Here is a 25,551-nt window from a genome sequence, read left to right on the forward strand (position 1 = left end):
ATAAGGCCAGGATTGACCATATCCGAGGTGGTAGCTGCGCTGGGCGCTCCCAGCAAACTCGGAACGAGATCGGACGGGGGCGTACCTCTCTACTGGTGTTATGGAAAACTGGAAATCCAGTTCGATACAGATGCGCCATATAGAGCGAACTGGTTCCAGATCGAATGGGCAGGCGATCTGGAAGGCGACTTCGAGATTTTCACAAGCAATTTGGTCCTCGCCTTGGGTGGACTCACCGGCCGCACGACGCCGCTAGGCTTTTTGTCCGCGGATATATGGCACCCATCGGACGTAGCCGTATATTTTGTCGAGATTGCCGGGGACATTACCGTCAATCTGCTGGTCGGAAAGGTGCAGTTGGTCTTTCGCGTTGATCAGACGTTCTTGAGCGACAAGGACCCCAAGATCTATTTGGCGAAGAATGCGATCGCAGACATTGTTCGAGGCATCGACTCACATTGTGAATTAGACAGCATTTATTCCTATTCGTCGGAGCTGGAAGCAGAAACAAGCAGCCGTCGCGCGCGACGTCAAATTTCCGGAACCAGCTATAAAAGTGCTTTGCTACATCCCGAGAGCTAAAGGTGCCCGCGCTAATAAAGCGTCAAACGACCGACTTTTACCTTGCATATTCGACGATCCCACCCCAAAAGTAGCGCCGTGTGGTTGACAGGCCCAGTATGACAGGGTATTTGCTCCCCACCCTAAAGAGCGCGCCCTGAGCGCGCTTTTGATTGTTAAAGACACGGGCGAATGTGACATTCCCCCTCGAACATCGCGGATCAGAAAAATGAAGATCAAGAATTCGCTCAAGTCGCTCAAGGCGCGCCATCGTGACAACCGTCTCGTCCGCCGCAAGGGCCGCATCTATATCATCAACAAGCTGAACCCGCGTTACAAGGCTCGTCAGGGCTGATTTAGCGCGCGGCTCGGATCCTGTGGGTCCGGCGCTCAGTTTTAGTTGATCGCATCAAATTTGTTTTGATCTTCGACATTGGCGGGCTACTATGCCCGCCATGCGCGTTTTTGCTTTGTCATATCTAGCCCTGCCGATTCTGCTTGCCTTGATTGCCACCGCCCCCCATGCGGCGCTGGCGGATGAGACGAGCCAAGTGGAAAAGACCGATCCCGGAGATTCCTCCGGCAGCCTGTCGCCCAAGCAGCAGCTCGACAATCTGTTCACAGCCCTGAAGCGCCAGCGCGATCCGGATCAGGCCAACCTGATCGCGGAACAGATCAATACCCAGCTCAGCGATTCCGGCAGCGCCACGATCAATCTTCTGATGCAGTGGGCCGACAAGGCCATCCAGGACAAGCGCAATTTCGCTGCCATGGACTATCTGGATCAGGTGATTTCGCTGAAGCCCGACTATGTCGAAGGTTGGAATCGTCGGGCGACGCTGAACTTCGCCATTGGCGACTACCGCAAATCCATGGAAGACATCAATCAGGTCCTGCGCATCGAGCCGCGCCATTTCGGCGCGCTGGCCGGCATGGCGGCGATCCTGACCGAACGCGGCAACGACGCGCTTGCCCTCAAGGCCTGGGAGCGCTTTCTGGAGGTCTATCCGGCGAATCGGTCGGCCCAGGAAGAAGCGGACAAGCTGTCGGAAAAGATTGCCGGAAGCCGCACCTGACGTCTTGGCCGAGGCTTTGCCCGTCCCGCCATTCGAATCAGGCAGGAAGGGATGAAAAGCCGCAACAATGCGCTAGATAAGTAGCTCGAGATATTTGATCCGTGCCGCAATGATCGATTCTTTGCTCGCCACCGTTGTCATGCTTCTTGTCGTCGCTGCAGGCTTTTCCGCCTACAAGACGCGCGCCATCGAGCAGACCTATCCCAATATCGGCGAACTGACCGATATCGGCGGCTATCGCCTCAATGCCGTGCACTTGCCGCGCCCGGTAACGGCGGACCTGCCGGCCCTGGTGTTCATCCATGGCGCCAGCGGCAATCTGCGCGATCAGTTGGAAGCGTTTGCAGCGCCTTTGAGCGGCCGGGCCGAAATGCTGTTCGTCGATCGTCCCGGCCATGGCTATTCCGAGCGCGGAACGGCCGAAAACGCCCTTCCCTCCGGCCAGGCGGATGCCATCGCGCGGTTGATGGACGAGCGCGGCATCAAGAGCGCCATCATCATCGGCCACTCCTTCGGCGGCGCAATCGCCGCCGCCTTCGGCTTGCGCCATCCCGACAGGACGGAGGGGCTGCTCTTTCTCGCTCCGGCGACACATCCCTGGCCGGGCGGCGTCGACTGGTATTATACGCTCGCCGCCATGCCCGTCCTCGGCTGGCTCTTCACCCATCTGTTCGTCATTCCGATCGGCCTGCGCCGGGTCGAAACCGGCACGCTCAGCATCTTCCGCCCGAACGAGCGACCGGCGGACTACATCATGAAAACCGCGCCCGAACTGGTGCTGCGGCCACATACCTTCCGCAACAACGCCGCCGATGTGGTCAACCTCCTCGCCTATGTCTCCGCTCACGCGCCGCGCTATAGGGAGATCAAGGCGCCTACGGTCATCATTACCGGCGACAGCGACGATATCGTGCTTGAGGAACTGCACTCGCGCGGTCTTGCACGGGATATCGCCGGCGCCGAGCTCGTCACCATCCGCAATCTCGGCCACAAGCCGGACTACGTGACGACGGATGTCGCGATCGCCGCCATCGAACGGCTGGCCGGCCAGCCGCGCGATCTGCAAGAACTTGCCGCACAGGCAGAAATCCGCATCGCCAGCTTCGGCAGCAATGCATCCGGGCGGCCATCGCCATCTCAGGCCGTAACAGCGTCGTAGTCACGCGCATCCTCGAACAGCCGGCTCTGCGGCACGGCCTCGACCGTCTGCCGCACCGACTGCAGGATGATCGATGCCAGTCGTTCCGTCGCCGGGCTCGCCTCCGCCTCGGCGCGATGCAACACGAGATCCAGCTTCGGCAAAGACGGCAGGCCGGCCTCGCCCGGCATCAGTTGCCGAACCTTGTCAGGCAAGCCAAGCGGCGTGCGCAACGCCAGGCCGAGGCCGGCCGCCGTCGCCGCCCAAAGCCCCCCGAGGCTCGGGCTGACGAAGGATATCCGCCAGCCGATACCGGCACGATCGAGCGCCTTCGTGGCGATGTTCCGCAGCAGACACGGTGCCTCCAATGAGGCAAGCGGCATGGTCTCGCCGCTGTCGGCACGCCAGTGCACCGCGCCATTGGCCGGCCCGACCCAGCAGAGCGGTACCTCCGCAATACGATCCGTATGGGCCGTACGAAAGCCATCGCTCCAGGCAAGCGCCAGATCGAGCTTGCCGGACGTTACCCGCTCGACCAGCTCCACATTGCGCACCACGCGCGCCTCGATGCGCACCTTTGGATGCGCGCGCGCGAAACGTCCGAGCACTTCGGGCAGCAGCGTTTCCCCGAAATCCTCCTGCAAACCCAGGCGCACCCATCCCTCGAGCTCGGTTCCGTGCAGCGCGCTGGCCGCCTCGTCGTTGAGATCCAGCAACCGGCGCGCATAGGCGAGCATCGTCTCGCCGGCCTCCGTCAACGCCAGGCCTCGGCCTGCCTTGCGGAAGATCGGAGCGCCCGCCTGCTCTTCCAGCCTCTTGAGCTGGGCACTGATCGCCGAGGTCGAACGCCCGAGCCGATCCGCCGCCTTGGCATAGCTGCCGAGGTCCATGCCGGTGACGAAGCTGCGCAGGACATCGAGATCGAAGATAACTTTCCGCATGGAAAACCATCCATATTTTTGGGACTATTAGTCCAGAATTATCCAATTTTCAGGATGATTATCTCGTGGCAATCTATGCTCGTCAAGTGACACACAGACAGGAGCATCCCATGCCATTCACCCGCATCACCCTTCTGCGCGGCAAGTCGCCAGAATACCTCAAGGCACTGTCCGACAATTTCCACCGCGCTCTGGTGGAAGCCTTCGAGGTGCCGCCGACGGATCGCTTCCAGGCCATTCACCAGCTGGAGCCGCATGAGCTGGTCTTCGACCGGACCTATTTCGCCAGCACTCCGCGCTCGGACGATTACGTCTTCTTCGACGTGACGACGGGCAAACCGCGCAGCACCGAGGTCAAGAAGGCCTTTTATCGCAGGGTCGCCGAACTGCTTGGCGATGCGCCCGGAGTTCGTCCCGAGGACATCATGATTACGATCACGACCGCAACGCGTGAGGACTGGTCCTTTGCCGACGGCCGCGCCCAGATGATCGAGCAGGCTTGAGAGCGATGTCCCAAACCACCGCCCGCCAATCTCCCGCCATTCACCGTGCCGGCACGGACATGCGTCAATCGCCCGCAGGTATCGCCACCGCCCCTTTCTGGGTGGAATCTCTCGTGGAAAGCAATGAAAACGGCGGCCTGACTGCCTTACGCTGCGCCCTCGAGCCCGGCGTCATGACACGCTGGCATACGCATCCGCACGGACAGATCCTCTATGTCCTGTCAGGCGTCGGGCTCGCCGAACGCTTCGGCGGCTCCGCTGAAGAACTGCGGGCCGGCGATTGCATCACCTTCGCGCCGAACGAGCGGCATCGGCATGGCGCAGCACCGGAAAGCACCTTCTCCTATATCAGCATCCAGGCCGCGCAGGACGGCAGCGCCGTGACCTGGCTGGAGGAACGGCCATGATCGGCATGCAGTATAACATTCCCCTGCCCGCGGACTACGACATGACGATCGTCGATCGCCGCATCCGCGACAAGGGTCCCCTGCTCGACAACTTCCCGGGGTTGAAGTTCAAGGCCTATCTCTCGGCAAGAAAGGGCGATGCCGTGACGGGGAGCCGGGAAAACCTCTATTCCCCCTTCTATGTCTGGCAGCAGGAGGAGGGCCTGAGCGAATTCATCTACGGCCCCGGCTTCGCGGCACTGACCGGGAGTTTCGGCAGACCCCAGGTCAATATATGGGTCGTCTGGGGTGCGGACACCGCCGCCAATATTCGCAGCGCGAAGTTTGCGGCACGGGAGGTCGTCCCGATCGAGCCTCACGCATCGCTTGCCGAACTCCGGATAGAGGAGAGCGAGGCGGCAGCTCAGGCAATATCGAATGGCGGCGCACTCGCCTCGGTGGTCGCTTTCGAGCCGACCCACTGGACGCTGGTTCGCTTCCGCCTGTTGGCCGAGCCGCCGAAAGATCCGGCCCGATCGGGTCTGCAGATTTACAATGTCGGGCATCTTTCGCTGCCTGACGCCGCCTGAAGTGTCACGGAGACAATCTCCTTGTTTTAATGAGAAGCGGGGCGCTCTATGGATGGAAAGCCTTTCTAAATCAGAAGAGTGATCCCTCCATGGTCGATATCGCAATGATCGAAGCCGCCCGTACTCGCCTCGGCGGTCGGGCGCGGCGCACCCCGCTTCTCTCCTCCCCTTTTCTCGATGAGATCGCCGGGCGCCGCCTGTTCGTGAAAGCCGAGTGCCTGCAGCACTCCGGCTCCTTCAAGTTCCGCGGCGGCTGGTCGGCAGTTTCCGCGCTGGAGCCGTCCGTGCGCGCCAAGGGCGTCATCGCCTTCTCGTCCGGCAACCATGCGCAAGGCGTGGCGCTGGCCGCAAGGCTGCACGGCATCCCCGCCGTCATCGTCATGCCGACGGACGCGCCGAAGCTGAAGATCGCCAATACCCGCGCCTTCGGCGCCGACGTGGTGCTTTATGATCGCGTGAAGGAAGATCGCGACGAGATAGGCGCGCGCCTTTCGAAAGAGCGCGGCCTGACGCTCATCAAGCCTTTCGACGAGCCGCAGGTGATCGCCGGCCAGGGAACGACCGGGCTGGAAATCGCCGAACAGGCTGCGGAGGAAGGCATCGAGGCTGCAAGCGTGCTCGTGCCTTGCGGCGGCGGCGGCCTGACTTCGGGCATCGCGCTCGCGCTCGAATCCCGCGCGCCTGGCCTCAAGGTTCACCCATGCGAACCGGAGAATTTCGACGACACCGCCCGCTCGCTGGCGTCAGGCAGGATCGAGCGCAACGCCGCGCTGCAAGGCTCGATTTGCGACGCCATCATCACGCCGCAGCCGGGCAACATCACGTTTCCGATCCTGAAACGCCTCTGCGGTCCGGGACTCGTCGTGTCGGACGAAGAGGCACAGAAGGCCATGGCGCTCGCCTTCACTCGTTTGAAGATCGTCGTTGAACCGGGAGGAGCCGTGGCGCTGGCCGCAGCACTTTTCCACGGGCAGGACATCGTCGGCGATACGGTGATCGCCGTCACGTCGGGCGGCAACGTCGATCAGGATGTCTTCGAAGCGGCGCTCAGCCGCCACTAAATCCTCAGTTTATGGCGCGACGATACAGCGCCAGCGATCCTGCCAGAGCCAGCAGCGCGCCGCCACAGGCGCGCTCGAGCCATTTCGCTCCTTCCGACTTCAGCACGCGCACGGCCTGCGAGCCGAAAACCGCATAGCCGAACATGATCGCGAAATCGAGCGCAGCGAAGATACCGCCCAGAACGATATATTGCTGCATTTGCGGCGCCGCCGGATCGATGAACTGCGGCAGGAAGGCCGAGAAGAAGAGATAGCCCTTCGGGTTGGTGACGGCGACCATGAAGCTCTTCAGGCCGATGGAAAAGACAGTTCCTCTCGGCTGGCTCGCGCCGGCCTGCAGGGCACCGTCGATGGTTCCCTTCGAGCGCAGCATCATGATGCCGAGAAAGGCGAGATAGGCCGCACCCACCCATTTCAGGGCGGAGAACCAGAATTCGGAAGCCGCCAGCAGCGCACCGAGGCCGATGGCGACGGCACTGATGAGAACCGCATCGGAAAGCACAGCACCGACCATGCCCGGCAAGGCGCGCCTGACGCCGAAGCGCGAACCATTCGTCAGCGCCAGCAGCACGGTCGGCCCCGGCGTCGCGATACCGATGAAGGAAACGGCGGCGAAGGCGAGCAACGTGGTCAGATGCATGTGTCCCTCCTCTTGAAGGGAGGAAGGTTGCATGTGGTGCGGTGCTTAGCAAGAGGGGCTTGCTTCCAGTATGCCGAGCCGCTGATACCCCCCTCTGTCCCTTTCAGGACATCTCCCCCACAAGGGGGAAGATTGGTTACCTGCGGCGCCGACACACCTCAAACGAACATCGAATCTACAGAAACTGTAGTTCATCGGCTTGAACAGAACACGCGGCAAGCTCCCGACGACCTCCCCCCTTGTGGGGGAGATGTCCCGACAGGGACAGAGGGGGGTGCGCACTTCCCACAGACTAGGCTGCCAAGGGCTACTGGCCGTAACCTACTCCACCAACCCAGCGTCCGCCACCGTCGCGGCAACCATGGCACTGCCCATCTGACCCAATCCGATCAATCCGACTTTCATGGGCGGATTTCCTTTTCAATCCGCCTGTTGGGGCAATCGCGGGCACGTCGGCCTCAAGAAAAAACCCGCCGTCTTGCGACAGCGGGTTTCGGATATTTCAGGGTGCTTGCCGCAATCTTACATCGGCAATCACACGCCGGACTGGCCGTCCGAACCGATATAGGCGATGCGCAGCATGTTGGTGGCGCCGGGCGTGCCGAGCGGCACACCTGCCGAAATGATGATGCGGTCGCCGGGCTTGCCGAAGCCTTCTTCGGCGACGATGCGGCAGGCATTGTTGACCATGTCGTCGAGGTCGGTCGCATCGTGCGTGACGACACAGTGCATGCCCCAGACGACGGAAAGGCGACGTGCCGTCTGGATGATCGGCGACAGCGCCAGGATCGGAACCTGCGGACGCTCGCGCGAGGTGCGCAGGCCGGTGGTGCCGGACGAGGTGTAGCAGACGATGGCGGCGAGCTTCAGCGTTTCGGCGATCTGGCGGGCAGCGAGCGAAATCGCATCGGCGCCGGTCGCTTCGGGAAGCGCGCGCTGGGCATAGATGATGCCCGGATAATGCGGCTCGCGTTCGATGGTGCCGGCAATGGAGGCCATCATGGAAACGGCTTCGACCGGATAATCGCCGGATGCGGATTCCGCCGAGAGCATGACCGCATCGGCGCCTTCGAAGACGGCGGTCGCGACGTCGGAAACTTCGGCGCGGGTCGGAACCGGCGCGGAGATCATCGATTCCAGCATCTGCGTGGCGACGACGACCGGCTTGCCGGAGCGGCGGCAGGCGCGGATCAGCTGCTTCTGAATGCCGGGAACGGATTCCAGCGGCATTTCCACGCCGAGGTCGCCACGGGCCACCATCAGCGCATCCGAAAGCTCGATGATTTCCTCGATGCGCTCGACGGCCTGCGGCTTCTCGATCTTCGACATCAGGCCGACGCGGCCATGGGAGATCTTGCGGACTTCCGTCAGGTCTTCCGGGCGCTGGATGAAGGAAAGCGCCACCCAGTCGACTTCGTTGGTGGCGAGGACGGCATCGAGATCGACACGGTCCTTCTCGGTCAGCGCACCGACGCCGAGCAGCGTATCGGGCAGGCTGACGCCCTTGCGGTCCGAAATCTTCGTGCCCGAAATGACCGTCGTGACGATGCTCTTGCCGTCGCATTTCTCGGCACGCAGCGCCAGCTTGCCGTCATCGATCAGCAGGCGGTGGCCGGGCTGAACCGATTCCAGGATTTCCGGATGCGGCAGGTAGACACGCGTGTTGTCGCCGGGGATATCCTGATTGTCGAGCGTAAAGGTCTGGCCCGGCTTGAGATCGACCTTGGTTTCGGCAAACTTGCCGACGCGCAGCTTGGGACCCTGCAAGTCAGCGAGAATGCCGATCGGACGACCACAGCGGGCTTCGACGGCGCGAATGCGCTGGATCAGCGTGCGCATCAAATCATGGCTGGCATGGCTCATGTTGATGCGGAACAGGTCTGCCCCGGCCTCATGAAGCTTCTGGATCATTTCCTCCGTCGAGGAAGCCGGACCGAGCGTTGCGAGGATTTTGACTTTTCTGTTTCGTTTCATCAATTCTGGCTCTCTTGGCTGCCCGGGGTATCGGAGAGCTGAACCATCCAGCTCGCCTGACGCCCCGTGTCGTATTCCTTGAATCCCATCTTCTGGTAGCCACGCGCGTAGCAGTCCTTCACGCCTGGGATCTTGAATTCGTTTTCCGCCACGCACATTTCGACGTCGCCCGTCCAGCGGCCGCCGCGGGCCGCATCTTCTGCGTAGAGGTAATAATAGCGGGACTGGAGCGGCCCCTCGATCAAGGTGGCGCAGGTATTGGCGGGAATCTGCCACCAGCCTTCCGTTACCCAGCCTTCTTTCGCGCGATAGCCGATCGCCACACCGACGAGATTCTGCGTGCCGTTGCAAGTTCGGAAATCGGCGTGGGCCGCATTTGGCATGAAGAAGAACGGCGCAGCCGCAGCGAGAATGAGGAAGGCGATTCGGGCTAGCGGACCTGACCGCTTAACGAAACGTGGCGCGACTTGGCTGGACACGGCTTCCAATTGGCTCCCGGTTATTCGTTGTTGCGTCTTCTTGCGCCGCCATCCCATGAATGTCAACGCAACTCTAATCGATTATATTTTCTTCGCGGACGGTCACGGCGCGACGCGCCGCTCTTCATCCGATCGAAGCTGCAAACCTTGCACCTTCCATCCGCACATGCAATCAAACAAAGAGTTGAAAATTACGATAACCGACAATCCGCATGGCCGACTTCAAAGCTTTCGAAATCATACCCGGCAATCGTGACAAAGGCATGGTCATTCTTGGCGATCATGCCATGCGGCACCTGCCTGAGCGCTACGGCAGCCTTGGGTTGCCGGAAGCCGCGTTTTCCCGCCACATCGCCTATGATATCGGCATCGAAGGCCTGTGCCGCCATCTCTGCCAGAGATTGGGCGTGCCGGGCGTGCTCGGCGGCTTCTCCCGCCTGCTGATCGATCCGAACCGCGGCGAGGACGACCCGACCCTGGTCATGAAGATCTCTGACGGAGCGATCATATCGGGCAATCATCCCATCACGGATGAAGAATGGAACTACCGCATAGAGGCTTTCCACCGGCCCTACCACAAAGCCGTCGACGAGACGATTTCCGCGGTGGCGGAAGCGACGGGCAAGGCCCCCCTGGTCTGGTCGATGCATTCCTTCACGCCGGCGTGGAAAGGCGTGCCGCGACCCTGGCACGCAAGCGTTTTGTGGGATAGCGACGAGCGCGCCGTCGCGCCGCTCCTTGCAAAGCTCGGCGCCGATACCGATCTCGTTGTCGGAGACAACGAGCCTTATGACGGCGCTTTGCGCAACGACACCATGTTCCGCCATTGCATGATGAAGGGTATTCCGCACGCACTGCTGGAAGTCCGCCAGGATCTGATCGGCGACGAGACCGGCATTGTGGAATGGGCCGACCGGCTGTCGCCGATCTTCGCCGAGATCAACGGCGACCCGGCCTTGCACGAATATAGGCGGTATCCTTCACGCACCGGGCCTTACGAGGCTTTGGCATGAGGCGCGGCACCGCCAGCAAATCGAGGAAAAAGAGATGACCACACTCACCAGGGAACAGCAGACGGAGCTCGAGGCCGCCGCATTTCGCCATCTCGTCGCGCATTTGCGCGAGCGGAGCGACGTTCAGAATATCGATCTGATGAACCTCGCCGGCTTTTGCCGCAATTGCCTCTCCAACTGGTATCGCGAAGCGGCCGAAGAAGCAGGCCTGCCCGTCAGCAAGGACGAGTCGCGTGAGATGATCTACGGCATGCCCTACGAGGATTGGAAGAACCTGCATCAGAAAGAAGCCTCGCCTGTGCAAAAAGCCGCTTTCGAGCAAAACAAGCCGAAAGATTAACGCTCCCTTCACCAATACGGCTTGACCTTGCGCGCCATTCGCGGCACGTCAACTGCCCGATCGAATTCGAAATACCGCGCTCGCCTGAAGCGATGTTCCATATCGGTGATCCACCGATCTTATTTGCGACCGGCGGCAGGCGACCCTTTAGGACCCTTTAGGAGAAGTGCATGGAAGAGAACAGCGTCGAGAACGTGGCCGCGGCGGAACTGCGTCAATTCATCGAACGGATCGAACGCCTGGAAGAAGAAAAGGCCGCGATCGGCAGCGACATCAAGGATGTGATGGGCGAGGCCAAGGGTCGTGGCTACGACACCAAGGCGATCCGCACCATCATCCGCCTTCGCAAGAAGGACGCGAACGAACGGCTGGAAGAAGAATCCATCCTGCAGACCTACATGGCCGCACTCGGCATGGAATGATCGAGGCTCTCGTCAGCCTTGCGAAATGATCGGGAGCCGGCTTGCCGGCTCCTTTCTTTTTGGAGCGTGAGAAAACGTCATTCCGCGAAAAGACGGTCGATCAGCGCGGCGGCATTGCCTTGCCAGAGTTCGCCCTTGCCGGTTCCCGACCAAAGAGACAGGAAATCCGGCGATCCCTTCGCCGTCGATGCGCCACGCATGTCGCGCGTGAACTTGTTTTGCGCCGGGAAGGGAAGGATGGCTTCTGGTTTCCCATCCATCTCATCCATGAAGCGGTTTTCGATGCCGCGGGCGAAGCGGCCGGAAAAGGCGCGGGTCGTACGCGTCCTGCGCTCCGGCGTTTCGAGAAGCTTCCTGCGATAGGGCACCGATGTTCCGGCCTCCGCGCAGGCAAGGAACGCCGTACCCATCTGCACGGCCTGCGCGCCCGCCTGCAGCGCCGCCCGAATGCCGCCGGCCGTCATGATGCCACCGGCCGCAATCAGCGGCACGCGAATGGTGCCGACGCACTGCGCCAGGAGATCGCGAAGGCCGATTTCCGGATCCGCCGCCCTGGCATCGAAAATGCCGCGATGGCCGCCGGCCTCGAAGCCCTGCAGCGTGACCGCATCCACGCCGCTCTCCTCCAGCGCCCTCGCCTCATCGAGCGTCGTCGCCGTGCCGATTAGCGGAATGCCGGCCTTTTTCGCCGCGCGGACATGCTCGGCAGGCAGCAGACCGAAGACGAAGCTGAAACATGCCGGCCTGAGGCGCAGCACGGCCTCGAACTGCGCGTCGAAATCCTCCTCGTAGGGCGCCTCAAGCTGCGGCGACGGCAGTTCCAGTTCCTGGCGATATCGAGCAGTCGCCTCCACCGCGCGGTCAACCCGGTCGCTTGCGACCTCTGGGATCGAGTGCGGAATGAAGAGGTTGATCGAAAACGGCTTGTCGGTCCGCTGTCGCACCTGCGCCGCGAAAGCCTCGATGGCCGCGGCATTGGAATAGGCGCCTCCCATGGCCCCGAGAGCGCCAGCAGACGAAGTGGCCGCCACGAGTTCCACCGAAGAAGGACCACCGGCCATCGGCGCGACGACCAATGGATGCTTCAAACCAAGCCGTTGAAAGAGATTGCTGTCCACAGGGGCAGACATGTCCGTTTTCCTTTCAGGAATGTCTGATGAAATCTCAACCGAACATAGGCATCGGACCGTGGTTTGCTAGGAGCGACGAAGCGCCGCGGTACGGGCCTCGATGGCTGCCACCACCGACACCATGTCGAGCCGGCCGTTGCCGAGCTCGACGCTTTCCCCATAGAGCTCGCGGCAAAGGTCGAGAACCGGCGACGCCAAACCGGCGGCGCGCGCCGCCTGCGCGATCAGTTTGGTGCTGTTGAACGCATCGGCCGTTGCCGCCTGCACTGAAAAATCCCGGGCAACAAGCTTCGGAATTTTCACGCGCGTCAGATCGCTGGCCATCGGGCCGCTGTCGATGGCGGCCTGAAAAGTCGCAAGGTCGAGCCCGTTGCTTTCGGCAAAATGCGCGGCCTCGGCGAGCCCCGCCAGCATCGTGCAAAGATAGAGATTGACGGAAAGCTTCATCAGCAACGCATTGCCGACCGGGCCGCACAGGATCGTCTCGCGGCACATGGGCGCAAGCAAGGGCCGCACCTCTGCAACCGCGTCCGCATCGCCGCCCAACAGTGCGACGAGCTGCCCTGTTTCCGCGGGCTTGCGCGAGCCGGAAACCGGCGCCTCGACATAGCGCCCACCGGCGGCAGCGATCTCGGTGGCGAGCCCGCGCGAATAGTCGGGAGAATTGGACCCCATGGACACTACGATGTGCCCGGCAACCAGCTTGGCAAAGGCGGGCGTCCCGCGCTGCAGGGCCGCGTCCAGCACCTCTTCGTTGACAAGCATCAGAATGACGATGCGCGTCTGCCCGAACACCTCTTCGACGCTCGCAGCCACGGCGGCACCAGCCTCCCGCAGAGGATCTGCCGCGGCCGGCGAGCGGTTCCACACCACGAGTTTCGTACCGGCTTTTGCAAGATTGAGGGCCATCGGCTGGCCCATGACGCCGAGACCGACAAAGCCGATCTCCTCGCCCGGCTCGGTGCCGGGACGCTCGCTGACCTTGGTCATCACAACAACTCCGATGGTTCGGGTGACTATGCGATCTCTCGTGTCAGAGCCCGGCGGGAGCGTTTCCCGCCGGGTATCGATCATGCTCCGGTCAAAACCCGGCGCGGATCATAGGGCTTTCCGCTCAGAACAGGCGGTCCAGCCACTCATGCTTGTCCTGCGCCCGGCCGAACTGGATATCGGTCAGCGCAGCCTTCAGGCGAAGGGTGGCAGGACCGGCATTGCCGTCGCCGATCGTGAAACCGTACTTGCGGCCCTTCACCTTGCCGATCGGCGTCACCACCGCTGCCGTGCCGCAGGCGAAGGCTTCGCGCAGGCGGCCGCTTTGGGCATCGGCCTGCCATTGATCGATGGAATAGGGCTCCTCGCGAACGGTCAAGCCCATGTCGCGCCCGAGCTTGATCAGCGAGTCGCGAGTGATGCCCGGCAGGATCGTACCGGTCAATGCCGGCGTCTGCAGCGAGCCGTCGTCGAAGACGAAGAACACGTTCATGCCGCCGAGTTCTTCGATCCAGCGCTTTTCGACGGCGTCGAGGAAGACGACCTGCTCGCAGCCTTCGCGCTGGCCTTCAGCCAGTGCGGAAAGGCTTGCCGCATAGTTGCCGCCGCACTTGGCGGCACCGGTGCCGCCAGGAGCAGCGCGCGTGAAATTCTCGGAAACCCAAAGCGTGACAGCCGATGCGCCGCCCTTGAAATAGGAGGCAACCGGAGAGGCGATGACGCAATAGAGGTAGTCGGTCGCCGGCCGTGTGCCGAGCGCGGATTCCGAGCCGATCATGAACGGCCGGAGATAGAGCGACGCGCCTTCCGCGGTGGGGATCCACTCGCGATCGATCTTCACCAGCTCGCGGACGGACTCGACAAAGACATTTTCCGGCAAGGTCGGCATGGCCAGCCGCTCGGCCGAATTGTTGAAGCGCCGGGCGTTGGCGCTCGGACGGAAGAGAGCAGCACCGCCATCGGGCAGGTGGTAGGCCTTCATCCCTTCGAAGATTTCCTGCGCATAGTGAAGCACCACGGTCGCCGGATCGAGAGCCAGCGCCTTGCGCGCCTCGATCTTGGCGTCATGCCAGCCACGGTCCTGCGAATAGCGGATCGTCACCATATGATCGGTGAAGACGCGGCCGAAGCCCGGATTTTGCAGCAGCGCTTCCCGCTCGCTAGCCGTCGCGGGACTGGGGTTTTTCTGGATGTCGAAGGTTAGTGCGTCGCCGTTGCTCATGGCTCCTCCAATGCTTTATTTGTCGCGGCTTTCGCCGCCCATCTCCCGAAGGATGGTGTAAATCAAATCGGGTGGTATTTGATTGCGTTTACGCCTGTTCCTGCGCAAGTTTAAGAGCGATTTTCAGAAATTTGCGAGGCAAATCGCTATTTCGCGCCGGCAAATGGCTCATTGCTACCGTCAAGCCTCGATCACAGCGCTTTTACGACGGCTTCCGCCGCCGCAACGCCACTTTCATAGGCGCCGTGCGCCGTCGAATATCGCGCCCGCGAGCAGGCCTCTCCGGCAAAGAACAGACGGTCGTCGCAAGGGGCTGCCAACACCCCGCGCAGATCCGACGCGCCGGGCGTCGCATAGGAATAGGATCCGCCGACAAAGGGCTCGCCCGCCCAGGCGGACATGACGAGGGGCGACAGTTTCGCGCCGACATCCGAGCCGAAGACGCGCTTCAGCTGCTCCACCGAGAAATCGAACACGGCATCGATGCCCTGCCGCTCCAGATCGAGCGCGAGATCGGCGGCAAAATAGGCCTCGATGACAGGGGCGCCGAACGGTTTCAGCTGATAGGCGCCTGTGCGGCGGCTATGCTGCGATCCCATGACATGCGTATCCTCGGCAAACATGTCAGGCTCGGCGGTGCGAATGAACAGCTTGTTTGCCAGGCCAAGGGGCAGACGCGAAGCCGCCTCGATCTTCTCCGGCAGCGGCGGCCAGAAGGCGATGCGCTCGGCCGCCAGGACGTTTGTGGAAACGGTGACGATGACGGCTCTGGCCCGCAGCTCGCCCTTGTTCGTCGAAAGCACGATATGGCCCGCGGCGCTGTGATCGATGCGGCGGACCTCGACGCCAAGAACGGTCGGAACCGGCAGGCCGTAGGTCGCCACCAGCGTTCCATAGCCCTGCTGCACGCGCCAGTCGGGGCCAGGGCCGGGATCGTAGCGGCCGAGATCGATCACCGACGACTTGTCGAGTTCCCCCCCGGTCATGAATGCGCCGACCGCGTAAATCCGCTCGCTCCACGGTTCGCCCGGCGAGACCATCGCGGTCAGATCCGCATCCTCATCGCCGTCGTAATCATCGACGCGCTCAAAAAAGTCGTTGACGGCGGCGGCGGCGGCCTTTGCGTCGGGAGTGTCCTGCTCCAGCCGATGACCGCCATCGCTCCAGGGGGCCGGCGTGCGATCGACGGTCAGGCCGATTTTCTCGGCAATACCGGTCCAGGCGTTGGTGCGCGCACCATGCAGCCAGCCGCAGCCGAGATCGAGCGCGGCGCCATCGACCCCGAATGGATGGATCGACCGGGCGCGGCCGCCGACGCGGTCGGAGGCTTCGAGCAGCAGGATCGACAGATCAGGCCGAAGCAACTGCAGTTGCCGGGCCGCACCCACGCCGGCAGCACCCGCGCCGATGACGGCAACATCGACCTCGCCGCCGTTCCAGGACTCGATAGGCATCCCAATTCCTTTTCGCGCAGGCGCCGGTGAGCGAACCGGCCGCACGATGAGATGAACGATATGAGGCTCGCCAATCCGCCAGCGCGAGCCCCCGCCGCCATCTGTAGCCGAGCTCGACGCGGCGTGTAAACGGGCACGACGACGGCCATACCAAATTGCCGCATTGAGCTGAAACGGCGAATGTCGTACGTGCTTCATCCAGACAGATGATGAGGAGAGATCGTGCAGAAGCGGATCTTCGCAACAACGCAAAGGCTGATGCGCATTCTGTGCGCCGTCGCGTTGATATCCGTCGGCTTTGCCCACCATCCGACCGTTTCCAGCGCCCCCGAACTGCCGCTGGAGCTTTCACAGTACCGCTTGCCGGATGGAACCCTGCCGATCATCTGCACGACGGAGAAGACATCCGACGGCAAGCAGCATGGCAAGGCGCATATGCCGGGCTGCGGAGCCTGCCGTATTTCCGCCGCTACGCTGCTTCCAGCCCCGCCGGCCGATCCCTCCGGCCATCTTGCATTCGTGCGGCAGGATGTGGTCGCTCCCGTCAGCGAGACCTTCCGGCGAGAGCTCTATCCCCCCAATGGCAGGCCACGCGCGCCCCCTGCTCTCCAAAACTTTGCCTGAGCCTGCGCTTCAGCGAAAATGCTGTGATTGACGGTCTCGTGGCATTCCGGTCGCCTGCGACGGATCGACATCCGTGCGACCCTGGCGAACGCCTCTTCTCATAAAAAGCCTTGCGGCAGAACCTGCCACGAGGCGCAGAACTCCCCAAGGAACCCGCTCATGATCCGATCGATATGCCATTGCGCTGCCTTCGGCCCCTGCCCCGCCGAGACTTATGCCACTGGAGGCGACAATGCCGACACAGCTCAATAAGACGACGGCAGGGCGCCGAGCCACTTTCAAACCTCGCCAGGAAACGCCTGTGTTCGCGAAGGAATGGTCCATTCCGGCGATCCTCACCGTCTTCCTGCTCGGCGTCTGCGGCCTGATTGCCTACTTTACATGGACGCTCATGCCGCCGACCGCGACGGGACAGAGCCATGTGGGCGGGCCGATCACGCTCAGCGACAGCAATGGCCACGCCATCGAGAATCCCGCGCCGACAAAGCAGCCATAACCCCTGCAGCCGCTTGCCGGCGGCAGCCGGCGAGCGGCCGCATCCGAAAGAAAAACAGCGACAGCTACGGTTTCACCGTAGCTGTCGCTAGCCGACGACGCACTTCTTGACGAAATGCAGCCAGCTGTCGTTGCGCCGAACGGTCGCGCGCGGCAGGCCGAACGGGTCGTTATCCGGCCGTGCCCGCCCGCGCCGCGTGGTCGTCGCGGCACTATAGCCAGCCTCATAGGTCAGCACGCGATCGAGCGGCGTTTCGTCGCCATAGGGAAAGCAAAAGGACGAGACGCCCTCGTCGAGCAGGTCTTCCAGCAGCTCGCGCGAATGCGTGATCTGCCGTCGCGCCTCCTCCATCGGCAATTGCGGAAGATGAACGTGGTCGAGCGTGTGCGATCCGACCTCGTGGCCCAGGCTATGCCACCGGAGCAACTGTTCCACCGACATGCACGCCGCTTTTGCCACGCCGATGGGCGTGTCCCAGACGTTGCTGCCGCCGATCTGGTTCACGACCACGAAATTCGTGGCGGTGAAGCCGAGCTCCTGCAGCACGGGCAAGGCATTGTCATAGACATTGGCATAGCTGTCATCGAAGGTGATGGCGGCAACCTTGCCCGTTTTTTCGCCCCGGATGTAGGGCATTGCGTCGCGCAACGACAACCCCTGGATGCCAAGCCTCTTCAGCCACTCCATCTGGCGCTGGAAGGCCGCGGGATGAACGACCATGCTTCTGAACGGCACGGTGTGCGACGGCGGCACCGCTATCTGATGATATGCGAGAATCGGAACAGCCACGATGCGGGATCTCAGACGATGCGATGCGAACGAAGAGCGATCTTCGCACGATAGAGCGGCCGCAACACTTCTCTGGAGAGCCGTTCCGCCAATGTCCTGGGGGTCTTGATGGTGCTGCCGCCAAGCTGCGGGGAAATCTCGCGCACGCCGCCCGGAAGGACCGCGAGCGGAGACACGCGGGTAAACCAGCTCATCTGCATGGTCGTATCGACGGGCCTGTCGAAGACCGACGTCACTTCCAGCAGGCGGATGGCGGCATCGCGGCTGACAAGCTGGGCCACCATGCCCAGACCGATGCGCTTGGGCTGAATGACATTGGTTTCTCCCTGCGAGAGAACGCACTCGCCATGCTCCTTGCCCATGCGGAACGGGAAACGAATGAACGAGCCCGGCTTCAGACAGACCTTGGCCGCGGCAAAGGCCGCGTGAAACGTATCGTCGATCTCGACATCGTCCTCGAAGATCAGCCCCGCATCGACACCCTGCTCGACGATGGCTGCCCAAGCCTTCCGGTGCGACAGGAAGCAGGCAATCTCGCCTGCGCTCAATTCGAATGGATAGTACGGCTTCTGGAGCCGGCGGCGATAGACACGCTCAATTTCATCGGCCGTCAGGGTGCGGCCATCGACCGCGTCGATGACCTCGCTAGGCACCGGAAGCTTTGCCGCGAGCTTTTCGACCTGAGGCATACGGTCATATGCCCGATGCAAATGGATGATAAAACCGCGAATGATGGGCTGCTTCGGTTCGTCCAGTCTGATGCCGATCAGACCGGACGCATGATCGAACTCGAATCCCGTAAGAGATCTTTCGAGCGGCATCGCCGAAGACGGGCTGAATTCGTGGGTTCGCATTGAGAATACCTCGGTCATTTCTGCGAGGCTCTAGCAACCGTGAATGAAAGCGGGCTTAGGCAAACATGAGGCGAAACTGAAAACGGTTGTTTTCAACCGATCTTGGCAACTGCCGGGCTAGACGAGCAGGCTGATACGTCCGCTGCCTATCCTGTCATCGACCCAGCGGCGCTCGTCCAGCCAGGCGTGACGCTTCCATCCCTCCCAGCTGAAGCCGCACAGCTTCACGTCCCATTCGTCGGCGGGCAATTGCGACAGGGCATAGCGGATGCCGAAAAAGCCGGTGCTCGGAAAGAGCTGGTGCATCCGGCTTTCGGTCACCCCGAGTTCCGCACAGCCTTCGATATAGAATTGCGGCGGCATGATGCGGATTTCCTTGCCGGCAGCGCCGACCAGCTCGATCGTCCGCATCGTCCAGTCGCTTCTCCTGCCCTTCAGGCGCGACAGGAAATTGGGCTTGGGATGGTACTTTCTGATGATATCGGGATGATAGGCGAGCATGACCTCCCTGGCGGCCCGGAAGGTGGCGCTGGTCAGGAAGGTCGGATCCGTCAATCGGCGCTGCATCGGCTTGCTGGAGGCTGCCAGCATGAGAATGTCCGTGCGGGATCCGCTCATGCCGATAGACGCTTTCGGTTCGTTGAAGCGCATCGTGAATTCGGCATTGTCGACGATCTCCGAGAGATCGCGCTGCAGCTTGCCGTTGCCGATTATGATTGCCGTCTTGCGGTTCAAATGCCGTTATCCATCACGTCCGAGCTTGTCGGCCTACTGGAGCTGGATGAAGCCAAACTGAACGAACGAGGCATGGAAAGCATAAATTCTGACACGAACCTGAAAGCACGCGCAATGTCGCCCGCAAGCAACAGGCGTGCCGACCGAAACCATTCCAACCGACTATGCGCCGCAGCAGCCGACTGATCCTTCCGGACCGCGACCGCATGACCGAAAGAAAAAGGGAGCCGAAAGGCTCCCTCGAGGATATGCGCTTCGGAACGACAGGCTATTCGACCGAATTGAACTTCTTCACCTGAAGGAAATTCACGGCGGTTCCGCTGAAACGCTCGGGATCGATGGAAGCCGTCTGCACCTTGAAGCCATCCGTATAAACGGCGGTCGGCTGGGCGCGGAGCGTCGGGCTCACGAAACGCGGTGCCTTGACCGGGCGATTCCCGATCTCGACGCGAGCCTTCGCGATCGCCCATTGCGAAATCATCTTGTCGGTCAGCTTCGGCGCAGTCGTCACCGTTGCCCGGCCGGCATCGGCATCGGCCGCATCCTGCTTGCTCGGCCGCCCGCCCTTGGCTGCAATGCCTGCGGCAATCGCACGTTCCTGCGGCGTTACCGTGTCGAAACTGTCATTGAAGCGATGAGTGCTCGCCTTTACCTCGTTGCGGATCGGCGCCAGCGCCGCCACCTGCATCGGCATCTGCTGGGCCGGTCTCTGCTGCGGCAGGACCGAAGCGATCGCCTGGGCCGCATCGTTGTCGGTCGCCATGCCGCTATTTACGGGCGCAACCTGATCCTTGGAGGCGACATTGTTGGACGGCGGCGTCATCGGAACCGCATTGTTCGCATCCGACCGATCCGGCCGGCTCTGCTCCAGTGCAGCGACGATCGACGGCGAAAGCGTACCTGCGTCGGCCTGATCGTCGATCGATTCCTGATCGGCGTCGGCGGAAGCCAGAAGGCTTTCGGCCAGTTCGGGGCGCTGTGCCGGGACGGGAACGGCAGCCAGCTGACCTCTCATGTCAGCCTCGGCCGATGCCACTTCGGCATCTCCGGGAGCACGGCGATCCAACAGGGAAGGCACCGGCACATGATAGGCGCGCAGATCGGCATATTGCGGCTGATCGTCCGTATTCGGCATGGCGGCGGCGAGCGCATCCTGAGCCGCGTTACGAGACGGCGAGACGAGAGCGGAAGCAACGTCGCTGCCGGCAGGCTGATTGCCAAAAGCGGGCCGAACCTGCGGCACAGGCGCGTTTACGCTGGCAACCTGAACCTGGGCGGGAGCCTGAGCCGGGCTATCGTCACCCTCGTCGCTGGCGGCCGGAGCCGGCTGACCCTTGCGGGCAGCCGAAGCGACAGCCACCGGCGCTGCGGCCGTGCCCGTATCTGCATTGTCCTCTTCTTCATCCGCACCACCGCCGCCGCCGAACAGGCGGGCGAAGAAGCCGCGACGAGGCGAAGAAGAGCTGGCGATCTGGATATTGTCCGACGACATGCGGCGCTTGTAATCGGCCACGGCCTCCTGGTAGCCCGGCAGCGGCCGGCCGTCAGCCGGAATATGCATCGTCTTGCCGTCCGGGAAGAGGCGGACGAGATCCTGGCGGTCCATGCGCGGCCATGCGCGCACGCCGCCGACATCCATGTGGACGAAGGGTGAACCGGAGGTCGGATAGTAGCCGACGCCGCCCACCTGAAGCTTCATGCCGATTTCGCGCAGCTTGGTGAGCTTGACGTCGGGAATGTAGAAATCCATCGCGTTGCCGAGCATGTGCTGGCTCTTCTTGGCAACGCCGGTATGGGCGGAGCGCGTGCGCAGCATCTCGTTGGTGCCGGGCGAACGGAAGCCGCAAATCACGTAGATGAATTCATGCGAACCGCTTTCGCGGTAGACTTCCCAGATCAGGTCGAACAGGCGCGGATTCATCTTCGTCGGCTGATTCTTGCGCCAGTCGCGCAGGATGCGGTTCAGCTTCTCGAGGCCGTCCGGATCGAACTTGCCATTGCGCTTGTAGGTGATGACGGCCTTTTCGCCGGTGTGGACGTAATAGATCTTGAGGCTACGGGTTTCGCCGCCCGCCTGCGAGGGCGTGCCGACGAAAACAGGAGTGGAAACAGCCAAAGCAAGGAGGCCAACGGCTACTACCTTGGCCACCTTGCGAAATATGTCAGAGCACGCAGAATGCCAGCTCAAGCTATTAGGCTTGGTATTTCCACTCAAATTCGGCAATTCGATCCCCGTCCGACAGACAATGTCGCATCGTGTTCCAAATGGCTGTCAATTGCGGTGACACGATGGCAAAAATGCCACACATGGTCGCCCTCTTCATACATGGTGAACGATGCACTAACAAGTGCCTTACGACGGGTAACAAAATATGCTTGCCTAAACGTTAAGCATTCACTCATGCAGCGTTTTTCTGCGGGTCGTCGGGGTCTATACCATAATCCTTCAACTTACGATAGAGAGTTGAGCGCCCGATGCCAAGCTTTCTGGCCACTTGGCTCATCTGCCCACGATAGAATTTCAGAGCGAATCGGATCAGTTCCTCCTCGACATCCGCCAGTTTCCTGACGTCGCCGGCTATATTGGTGCTGACGATGACATTGTCGGAAGCGCTTGCCGATGCATCGGCCGCGGAAAGCGGAGAGGTTGCAGCCGCCCCGTGCGAAACCATGTGCGCCATGCGTTCGCCCCGTTCGACGGCGACGGCATCGGCCGGATGACCATGCGAATTATCCACAACTAAGGTCGGATGCTCGGCGGCGAAATAGCCGGGCAGCTGCGCGGCGATCTGCGGGAAATCCGTGTCAAGCAACTCCGGCCCTTCGGACAGAACGACCGCCCGGAAGATCGCGTTTTCGAGCTGGCGGATATTGCCCGGCCAATCATAGGCCGTCAGCAGCGCCAGCGCGTCGTTGCTGATGCCGAGCGGGTGATCGAGCTTCTGCTCGAGCGCGAACCGGTCAACAAAGGCGCGTGCCAGGTGCGGAATGTCTTCCTTGCGGCGGCGCAGGGCCGGCATGGTGATCGGGAAAACGTTGAGGCGATAGTAAAGGTCCTCGCGGAACCGCCCTGCCTTCACCTCTTCGATCAGATCCTTGTTGGTCGCCGAAATCAGCCGCACGTTGACCTTCTGCGCGACACGCGCGCCGACGGTCTCGATTTCACCCTGCTGCACGGCGCGCAGCAGCTTGACCTGGACTTCCAGCGGCAGATCGCCGATCTCGTCCAGGAACAGCGTGCCGCCGTCGGCCTCCATGAACTTGCCGATGTGACGCTCGGCCGCACCCGTGAACGCGCCCTTTTCATGTCCGAAGAGGATGCTCTCGACCAGATTGTGCGGGATAGCACCGCAGTTGACGGTCACGAACGGCTTGCCGGCGCGGTCGCTTGCGGCCTGGATGGCGCGGGCCACCAGCTCCTTGCCGACGCCCGATTCGCCTTCCAGCACCACCGGAATGTTGGATTGCGCGGCGCGATGAGCCAGATCGATCACCCGCATCATCGCCGGACTTGCCGAGACGATATCGTCGAAGGTGATGCTGCTCGAGCGCGACTTGCGTCCGGCGCGGGCCTTCGCCTCGCGCTGATCGAGTTTCAGCGCATTGGCGATCGATGCCGCGATGCGCTCCGGCGATACCGGCTTGACGACGAAATCGAAGGCGCCGGCCCGCATGGCCTGCACCACGGTATCGATGCCGCCCTGCCCCGTCTGCACGATGACGGGCAGGTCGATGCCCATATCGTTCAGCGCGCCGAGAAACTCTATGCCGTTCATCTCCGGCATCATCAGATCGAGCACGATAACGCTGATCTGATCGATGCCACGCTTCAAGAACTCAAGGCCGAGACGGCCGTTCTCTGCCAAATGGGCAACGTGTCCGTGCCGCTCGATGGCATTCTTCAGCAGACGACGTTGAATCGGATCATCCTCAACAACGAGAATCTGCGCGCCCCCCTTGGCGCTATTGTAACCGGTCATTGGTGCCTCACTTCATGCGAAACCTGAAGCGAACACTCGCAGAAAGGCTTGAACATGAAGTTTTGCCAAACCATCGCATTTTAATCATTATGACGAATATAAAATCGCTTATGATTCAACCGACAGTGCAGGAAAATCAGGCCTTGCGGCGGGCTTTCCAGCCGAATAGACACCAACGGAACGGACGTTCCGAACAATAAAAGCAGAGGAAATATCGCCCATGAGCCCGACCTCGCTCCATCGATCCCTTAATTTCTCCGCGAGCCAGGCCGCCGGCAGCGCGCTCGGAGACCTGCCAGCCTGGAAGCTCAGCGATCTCTATCCGTCCGCGACCTCGCCCGAGTTCCTCGGCGACATGGAAAAGGCCGGCAAGATGGCCGTCGCCTTCGAAGAGAAGTGGAAGGGAAAGCTTACCGATGCCGCCGCCAAATCAGGCGATGCCGGCATCGGCGCGGCTATCAAGGACTACGAGGCGCTGGACGACGTCATGGGCCGCCTCGGCTCCTTCGCCGGCCTCACCTATTTTTCCAACACAATCGATCCGGCCAACGGCAAGCTTTACGGCGACGTCCAGACAAAGCTGACGGACTATTCCGCGCATCTGCTGTTCTTTGCGCTGGAGCTGAACCGCATCGACGATGCGGTCATGGACGCCTGCATGGCGAACGACCCCGCCGCTGGCCATTATCGCCCCTGGATCGTCGACCTGCGCAAGGACAAGCCGCACCAGCTCGACGACAAGTTGGAGCAGCTGTTCCTGGAAAAATCCATGACGAGCGCCGCCGCCTTCAACCGGCTGTTCGACGAGACGATGGCGGAGCTGCGCTTCGAGATCGACGGCGAAAAGCAGCCGCTGGAAGTCGCCCTGAACATGCTGCAGGAGCAGGATCCGGAAGCGCGCCGCAAGGCGGCCATGGCACTTGCCGAAACCTTCAAGGCCAACCTGCGCACCTTCACGCTCATTACCAACACGCTCGCCAAGGACAAGGAAATCGCCGACCGCTGGCGCGGCTTCGAAGATATCGCCGACTCGAGGCATCTGGCCAACCGCGTCGAGCGCGAGGTGGTGGATGCGCTGGCCGCCGCCGTGCGCGACGCCTATCCGCGCCTTTCGCACCGCTACTACAAGATGAAGGCCAAGTGGCTCGGCATGGACCAGATGAATTTCTGGGACCGCAATGCGCCGCTGCCGGAAACGCCCAACGCGCTGATCCCCTGGAACGATGCGAAAGACACGGTGCTGTCAGCCTATGGCAATTTCGCCCCGGAAATGGCTGATATCGCCAAGCGCTTCTTCGATGAGGAATGGATCGATGCCCCTGTGCGCCCGGGCAAGGCGCCGGGGGCATTCGCGCATCCGACCGTACCGTCGGCTCACCCTTACGTCCTCGTCAACTACATGGGCAAGCCGCGCGATGTCATGACGCTCGCACATGAGCTCGGTCATGGCGTGCATCAGGTGCTGGCCGGCGGCCAGGGCGCTCTGATGTGCCAGACGCCGCTGACATTGGCCGAAACCGCCTCGGTCTTCGGCGAGATGCTGACCTTCCGCGCCCTGCTCGACAGGACCACCGACAAGCGCGAGCGCAAGGCGATGCTCGCCCAGAAGGTCGAGGACATGATCAATACGGTCGTGCGCCAGATCGCCTTCTACGAATTCGAGCGCAAGGTGCATACCGCCCGCAAGAATGGCGAGCTGACGTCGGACGACATCGGCGCGCTGTGGCTCTCGGTCCAGGAGGAAAGCCTGGGCCCGGCCATCAAGATCTCGGAAGGCTACGAGACCTACTGGGCCTATATCCCCCATTTCATCCATTCGCCCTTCTACGTCTATGCCTATGCCTTCGGCGATTGCCTGGTGAACTCGCTCTATGCGGTCTACCGCAATGCCGAAAAGGGCTTCCAGGAGAAGTATTTCGAGCTGCTGAAGGCCGGCGGCACCAAGCACCACTCCGAACTTCTGAAGCCTTTCGGCCTCGACGCGACCGATCCGTCGTTCTGGAGCAAGGGCCTGTCGATGATCGAAGGGCTGATCGACGAGCTGGAAGCGCTAGATAAGAATTGAAATTCAGTCTGCTCGCAGGAGCAGGTCAGGCACGTCCGTCATTGCTGCAGCTTTCTGCATGCCCCTCACCCCAACCCTCTCCCCGCGT

Annotated in this window: 26 protein-coding genes and 2 pseudogenes; 14 read left to right on the forward strand and 14 right to left on the reverse strand. The window is 61.8% G+C overall.

Going from position 1 to position 25,551, the window contains the following annotated elements:
- Positions 1 to 12: 12 nt before the first annotated feature.
- From ACQZ6J_RS05175 to ACQZ6J_RS05190, 4 genes are all read left to right on the forward strand, one after another.
- Positions 13 to 582: a hypothetical protein gene (locus tag ACQZ6J_RS05175; RefSeq protein ID WP_449082414.1), complete on the forward strand. Its 570-nt coding sequence runs from the start codon at positions 13 to 15 to the stop codon at positions 580 to 582.
- A 208-nt stretch (positions 583 to 790) separates the two neighbouring features.
- Complete coding sequence (gene ykgO, locus ACQZ6J_RS05180) at positions 791 to 916, forward strand: type B 50S ribosomal protein L36 (RefSeq protein ID WP_003582204.1); 126 nt, start codon at positions 791 to 793, stop codon at positions 914 to 916.
- A 91-nt stretch (positions 917 to 1,007) separates the two neighbouring features.
- Complete coding sequence (locus tag ACQZ6J_RS05185; protein ID WP_163986672.1) at positions 1,008 to 1,637, forward strand: tetratricopeptide repeat protein; 630 nt, start codon at positions 1,008 to 1,010, stop codon at positions 1,635 to 1,637.
- 109 nt (positions 1,638 to 1,746) lie between these two features.
- The gene (locus ACQZ6J_RS05190) at positions 1,747 to 2,796 is read left to right on the forward strand and encodes an alpha/beta fold hydrolase (protein WP_449082417.1); all 1,050 of its coding nucleotides are present in this window, start codon (positions 1,747 to 1,749) and stop codon (positions 2,794 to 2,796) included.
- Here ACQZ6J_RS05190 and ACQZ6J_RS05195 read toward each other — a convergent pair.
- Positions 2,775 to 3,716: a LysR substrate-binding domain-containing protein gene (locus tag ACQZ6J_RS05195; protein ID WP_449082419.1), complete on the reverse strand. Its 942-nt coding sequence runs from the start codon at positions 3,714 to 3,716 to the stop codon at positions 2,775 to 2,777. The genes ACQZ6J_RS05190 and ACQZ6J_RS05195 overlap by 22 nt on opposite strands.
- 110 nt (positions 3,717 to 3,826) lie before the next feature.
- Here ACQZ6J_RS05195 and ACQZ6J_RS05200 point away from each other — a divergent pair, with 110 nt between their 5' ends.
- The 4 genes from ACQZ6J_RS05200 to ACQZ6J_RS05215 all read left to right on the forward strand — a co-directional run bounded on the left by ACQZ6J_RS05200 (position 3,827) and on the right by ACQZ6J_RS05215 (position 6,256).
- The gene (locus ACQZ6J_RS05200) at positions 3,827 to 4,219 is read left to right on the forward strand and encodes a tautomerase family protein (protein ID WP_449082421.1); all 393 of its coding nucleotides are present in this window, start codon (positions 3,827 to 3,829) and stop codon (positions 4,217 to 4,219) included.
- Positions 4,220 to 4,224: 5 nt separating this feature from the next.
- Positions 4,225 to 4,626 carry a cupin domain-containing protein gene (locus tag ACQZ6J_RS05205; RefSeq protein WP_449082423.1) on the forward strand — a complete coding sequence of 134 codons (402 nt, stop codon included), beginning with the start codon at positions 4,225 to 4,227 and terminating at the stop codon, positions 4,624 to 4,626.
- Positions 4,623 to 5,195 (forward strand): DUF4865 family protein, encoded by a 573-nt coding sequence (locus ACQZ6J_RS05210; protein WP_449082425.1) that lies wholly within the window; start codon positions 4,623 to 4,625, stop codon positions 5,193 to 5,195. Before ACQZ6J_RS05205 ends, ACQZ6J_RS05210 begins: the two co-directional genes overlap by 4 nt.
- 89 nt (positions 5,196 to 5,284) lie before the next feature.
- Positions 5,285 to 6,256 carry a threonine ammonia-lyase gene (locus ACQZ6J_RS05215; protein ID WP_449082427.1) on the forward strand — a complete coding sequence of 324 codons (972 nt, stop codon included), beginning with the start codon at positions 5,285 to 5,287 and terminating at the stop codon, positions 6,254 to 6,256.
- Positions 6,257 to 6,260: 4 nt separating this feature from the next.
- Here the strand turns inward: ACQZ6J_RS05215 and ACQZ6J_RS05220 are convergent, their stop codons facing one another.
- The 3 genes from ACQZ6J_RS05220 to ACQZ6J_RS05230 form a co-directional block, all read right to left on the reverse strand.
- Complete coding sequence (locus ACQZ6J_RS05220; protein ID WP_449082429.1) at positions 6,261 to 6,896, reverse strand: LysE family translocator; 636 nt, start codon at positions 6,894 to 6,896, stop codon at positions 6,261 to 6,263.
- A 534-nt stretch (positions 6,897 to 7,430) separates the two neighbouring features.
- The gene (gene pyk, locus ACQZ6J_RS05225) at positions 7,431 to 8,870 is read right to left on the reverse strand and encodes a pyruvate kinase (protein ID WP_163986685.1); all 1,440 of its coding nucleotides are present in this window, start codon (positions 8,868 to 8,870) and stop codon (positions 7,431 to 7,433) included.
- A complete protein-coding gene (locus tag ACQZ6J_RS05230) occupies positions 8,870 to 9,358 on the reverse strand; it encodes a DUF1036 domain-containing protein (RefSeq protein WP_449082782.1) in 489 nt (162 codons plus the stop codon). The genes pyk and ACQZ6J_RS05230 overlap by 1 nt, the downstream gene beginning before the upstream one ends.
- A gap of 203 nt (positions 9,359 to 9,561) precedes the next feature.
- On the opposite strand from ACQZ6J_RS05230, the gene ACQZ6J_RS05235 reads away from it, so the two are divergent.
- From ACQZ6J_RS05235 to ACQZ6J_RS05245, 3 genes are all read left to right on the forward strand, one after another.
- Positions 9,562 to 10,362 carry an N-formylglutamate amidohydrolase gene (locus ACQZ6J_RS05235; RefSeq protein WP_449082431.1) on the forward strand — a complete coding sequence of 267 codons (801 nt, stop codon included), beginning with the start codon at positions 9,562 to 9,564 and terminating at the stop codon, positions 10,360 to 10,362.
- A 34-nt stretch (positions 10,363 to 10,396) separates the two neighbouring features.
- Positions 10,397 to 10,702 carry a DUF1244 domain-containing protein gene (locus ACQZ6J_RS05240; RefSeq protein ID WP_449082433.1) on the forward strand — a complete coding sequence of 102 codons (306 nt, stop codon included), beginning with the start codon at positions 10,397 to 10,399 and terminating at the stop codon, positions 10,700 to 10,702.
- A gap of 170 nt (positions 10,703 to 10,872) precedes the next feature.
- Positions 10,873 to 11,124, forward strand: a complete 252-nt coding sequence (locus ACQZ6J_RS05245) for a DUF2312 domain-containing protein (protein WP_015341059.1) — start codon at positions 10,873 to 10,875, stop codon at positions 11,122 to 11,124.
- Positions 11,125 to 11,201: 77 nt separating this feature from the next.
- Here ACQZ6J_RS05245 and ACQZ6J_RS05250 read toward each other — a convergent pair whose 3' ends face one another.
- From ACQZ6J_RS05250 to ACQZ6J_RS05265, 4 genes are all read right to left on the reverse strand, one after another.
- Positions 11,202 to 12,254, reverse strand: coding sequence for an NAD(P)H-dependent flavin oxidoreductase (locus ACQZ6J_RS05250; protein WP_449082435.1), 1,053 nt, complete (start codon positions 12,252 to 12,254; stop codon positions 11,202 to 11,204).
- 66 nt (positions 12,255 to 12,320) lie between these two features.
- The gene (locus ACQZ6J_RS05255; protein WP_449082437.1) at positions 12,321 to 13,244 is read right to left on the reverse strand and encodes an NAD(P)-dependent oxidoreductase; all 924 of its coding nucleotides are present in this window, start codon (positions 13,242 to 13,244) and stop codon (positions 12,321 to 12,323) included.
- Between the two features lie 124 nt (positions 13,245 to 13,368).
- Positions 13,369 to 14,466, reverse strand: a complete 1,098-nt coding sequence (locus tag ACQZ6J_RS05260) for a branched-chain amino acid aminotransferase (protein ID WP_163986693.1) — start codon at positions 14,464 to 14,466, stop codon at positions 13,369 to 13,371.
- A gap of 191 nt (positions 14,467 to 14,657) precedes the next feature.
- On the reverse strand, positions 14,658 to 15,920 hold the full coding sequence (locus tag ACQZ6J_RS05265) for a flavin monoamine oxidase family protein (protein WP_449082439.1): 1,263 nt from the start codon (positions 15,918 to 15,920) through the stop codon (positions 14,658 to 14,660).
- A 222-nt stretch (positions 15,921 to 16,142) separates the two neighbouring features.
- Between ACQZ6J_RS05265 and ACQZ6J_RS05270 the strand changes: the two genes are divergently transcribed.
- Together ACQZ6J_RS05270 and ACQZ6J_RS05275 are read left to right on the forward strand one after the other, a co-directional pair.
- Positions 16,143 to 16,544: a hypothetical protein gene (locus ACQZ6J_RS05270; RefSeq protein WP_449082441.1), complete on the forward strand. Its 402-nt coding sequence runs from the start codon at positions 16,143 to 16,145 to the stop codon at positions 16,542 to 16,544.
- A gap of 301 nt (positions 16,545 to 16,845) precedes the next feature.
- Positions 16,846 to 17,040, forward strand: coding sequence for a hypothetical protein (locus tag ACQZ6J_RS05275; RefSeq protein WP_449082443.1), 195 nt, complete (start codon positions 16,846 to 16,848; stop codon positions 17,038 to 17,040).
- Between the two features lie 87 nt (positions 17,041 to 17,127).
- Here the strand turns inward: ACQZ6J_RS05275 and ACQZ6J_RS05280 are convergent, their stop codons facing one another.
- The 6 genes and pseudogenes from ACQZ6J_RS05280 to ACQZ6J_RS05305 form a co-directional block, all read right to left on the reverse strand.
- Entirely contained in the window at positions 17,128 to 17,829 is a 702-nt protein-coding gene (locus ACQZ6J_RS05280; RefSeq protein ID WP_449082445.1) for a polysaccharide deacetylase family protein, read from the reverse strand.
- 11 nt (positions 17,830 to 17,840) lie between these two features.
- Positions 17,841 to 18,683 carry a glycosyltransferase family 25 protein gene (locus ACQZ6J_RS05285; protein WP_449082447.1) on the reverse strand — a complete coding sequence of 281 codons (843 nt, stop codon included), beginning with the start codon at positions 18,681 to 18,683 and terminating at the stop codon, positions 17,841 to 17,843.
- 117 nt (positions 18,684 to 18,800) lie between these two features.
- Positions 18,801 to 19,418, reverse strand: a complete 618-nt coding sequence (locus tag ACQZ6J_RS05290) for a hypothetical protein (RefSeq protein ID WP_163986701.1) — start codon at positions 19,416 to 19,418, stop codon at positions 18,801 to 18,803.
- Between the two features lie 268 nt (positions 19,419 to 19,686).
- Positions 19,687 to 21,642, reverse strand: coding sequence for a DUF882 domain-containing protein (locus ACQZ6J_RS05295; RefSeq protein ID WP_449082449.1), 1,956 nt, complete (start codon positions 21,640 to 21,642; stop codon positions 19,687 to 19,689).
- 175 nt (positions 21,643 to 21,817) lie between these two features.
- Positions 21,818 to 22,030 (reverse strand): annotated as a pseudogene (locus ACQZ6J_RS05300) (helix-turn-helix domain-containing protein); the annotation flags it as partial.
- 116 nt (positions 22,031 to 22,146) lie between these two features.
- Positions 22,147 to 23,398 (reverse strand): annotated as a pseudogene (locus tag ACQZ6J_RS05305) (sigma-54-dependent transcriptional regulator); the annotation flags it as partial.
- 220 nt (positions 23,399 to 23,618) lie between these two features.
- On the opposite strand from ACQZ6J_RS05305, the gene ACQZ6J_RS05310 reads away from it, so the two are divergent.
- On the forward strand, positions 23,619 to 25,463 hold the full coding sequence (locus ACQZ6J_RS05310; RefSeq protein WP_163986706.1) for a M3 family oligoendopeptidase: 1,845 nt from the start codon (positions 23,619 to 23,621) through the stop codon (positions 25,461 to 25,463).
- The last annotated feature ends 88 nt before the right edge of the window (positions 25,464 to 25,551 follow it).

Source organism: Rhizobium sp. A37_96, from assembly GCF_053521765.1.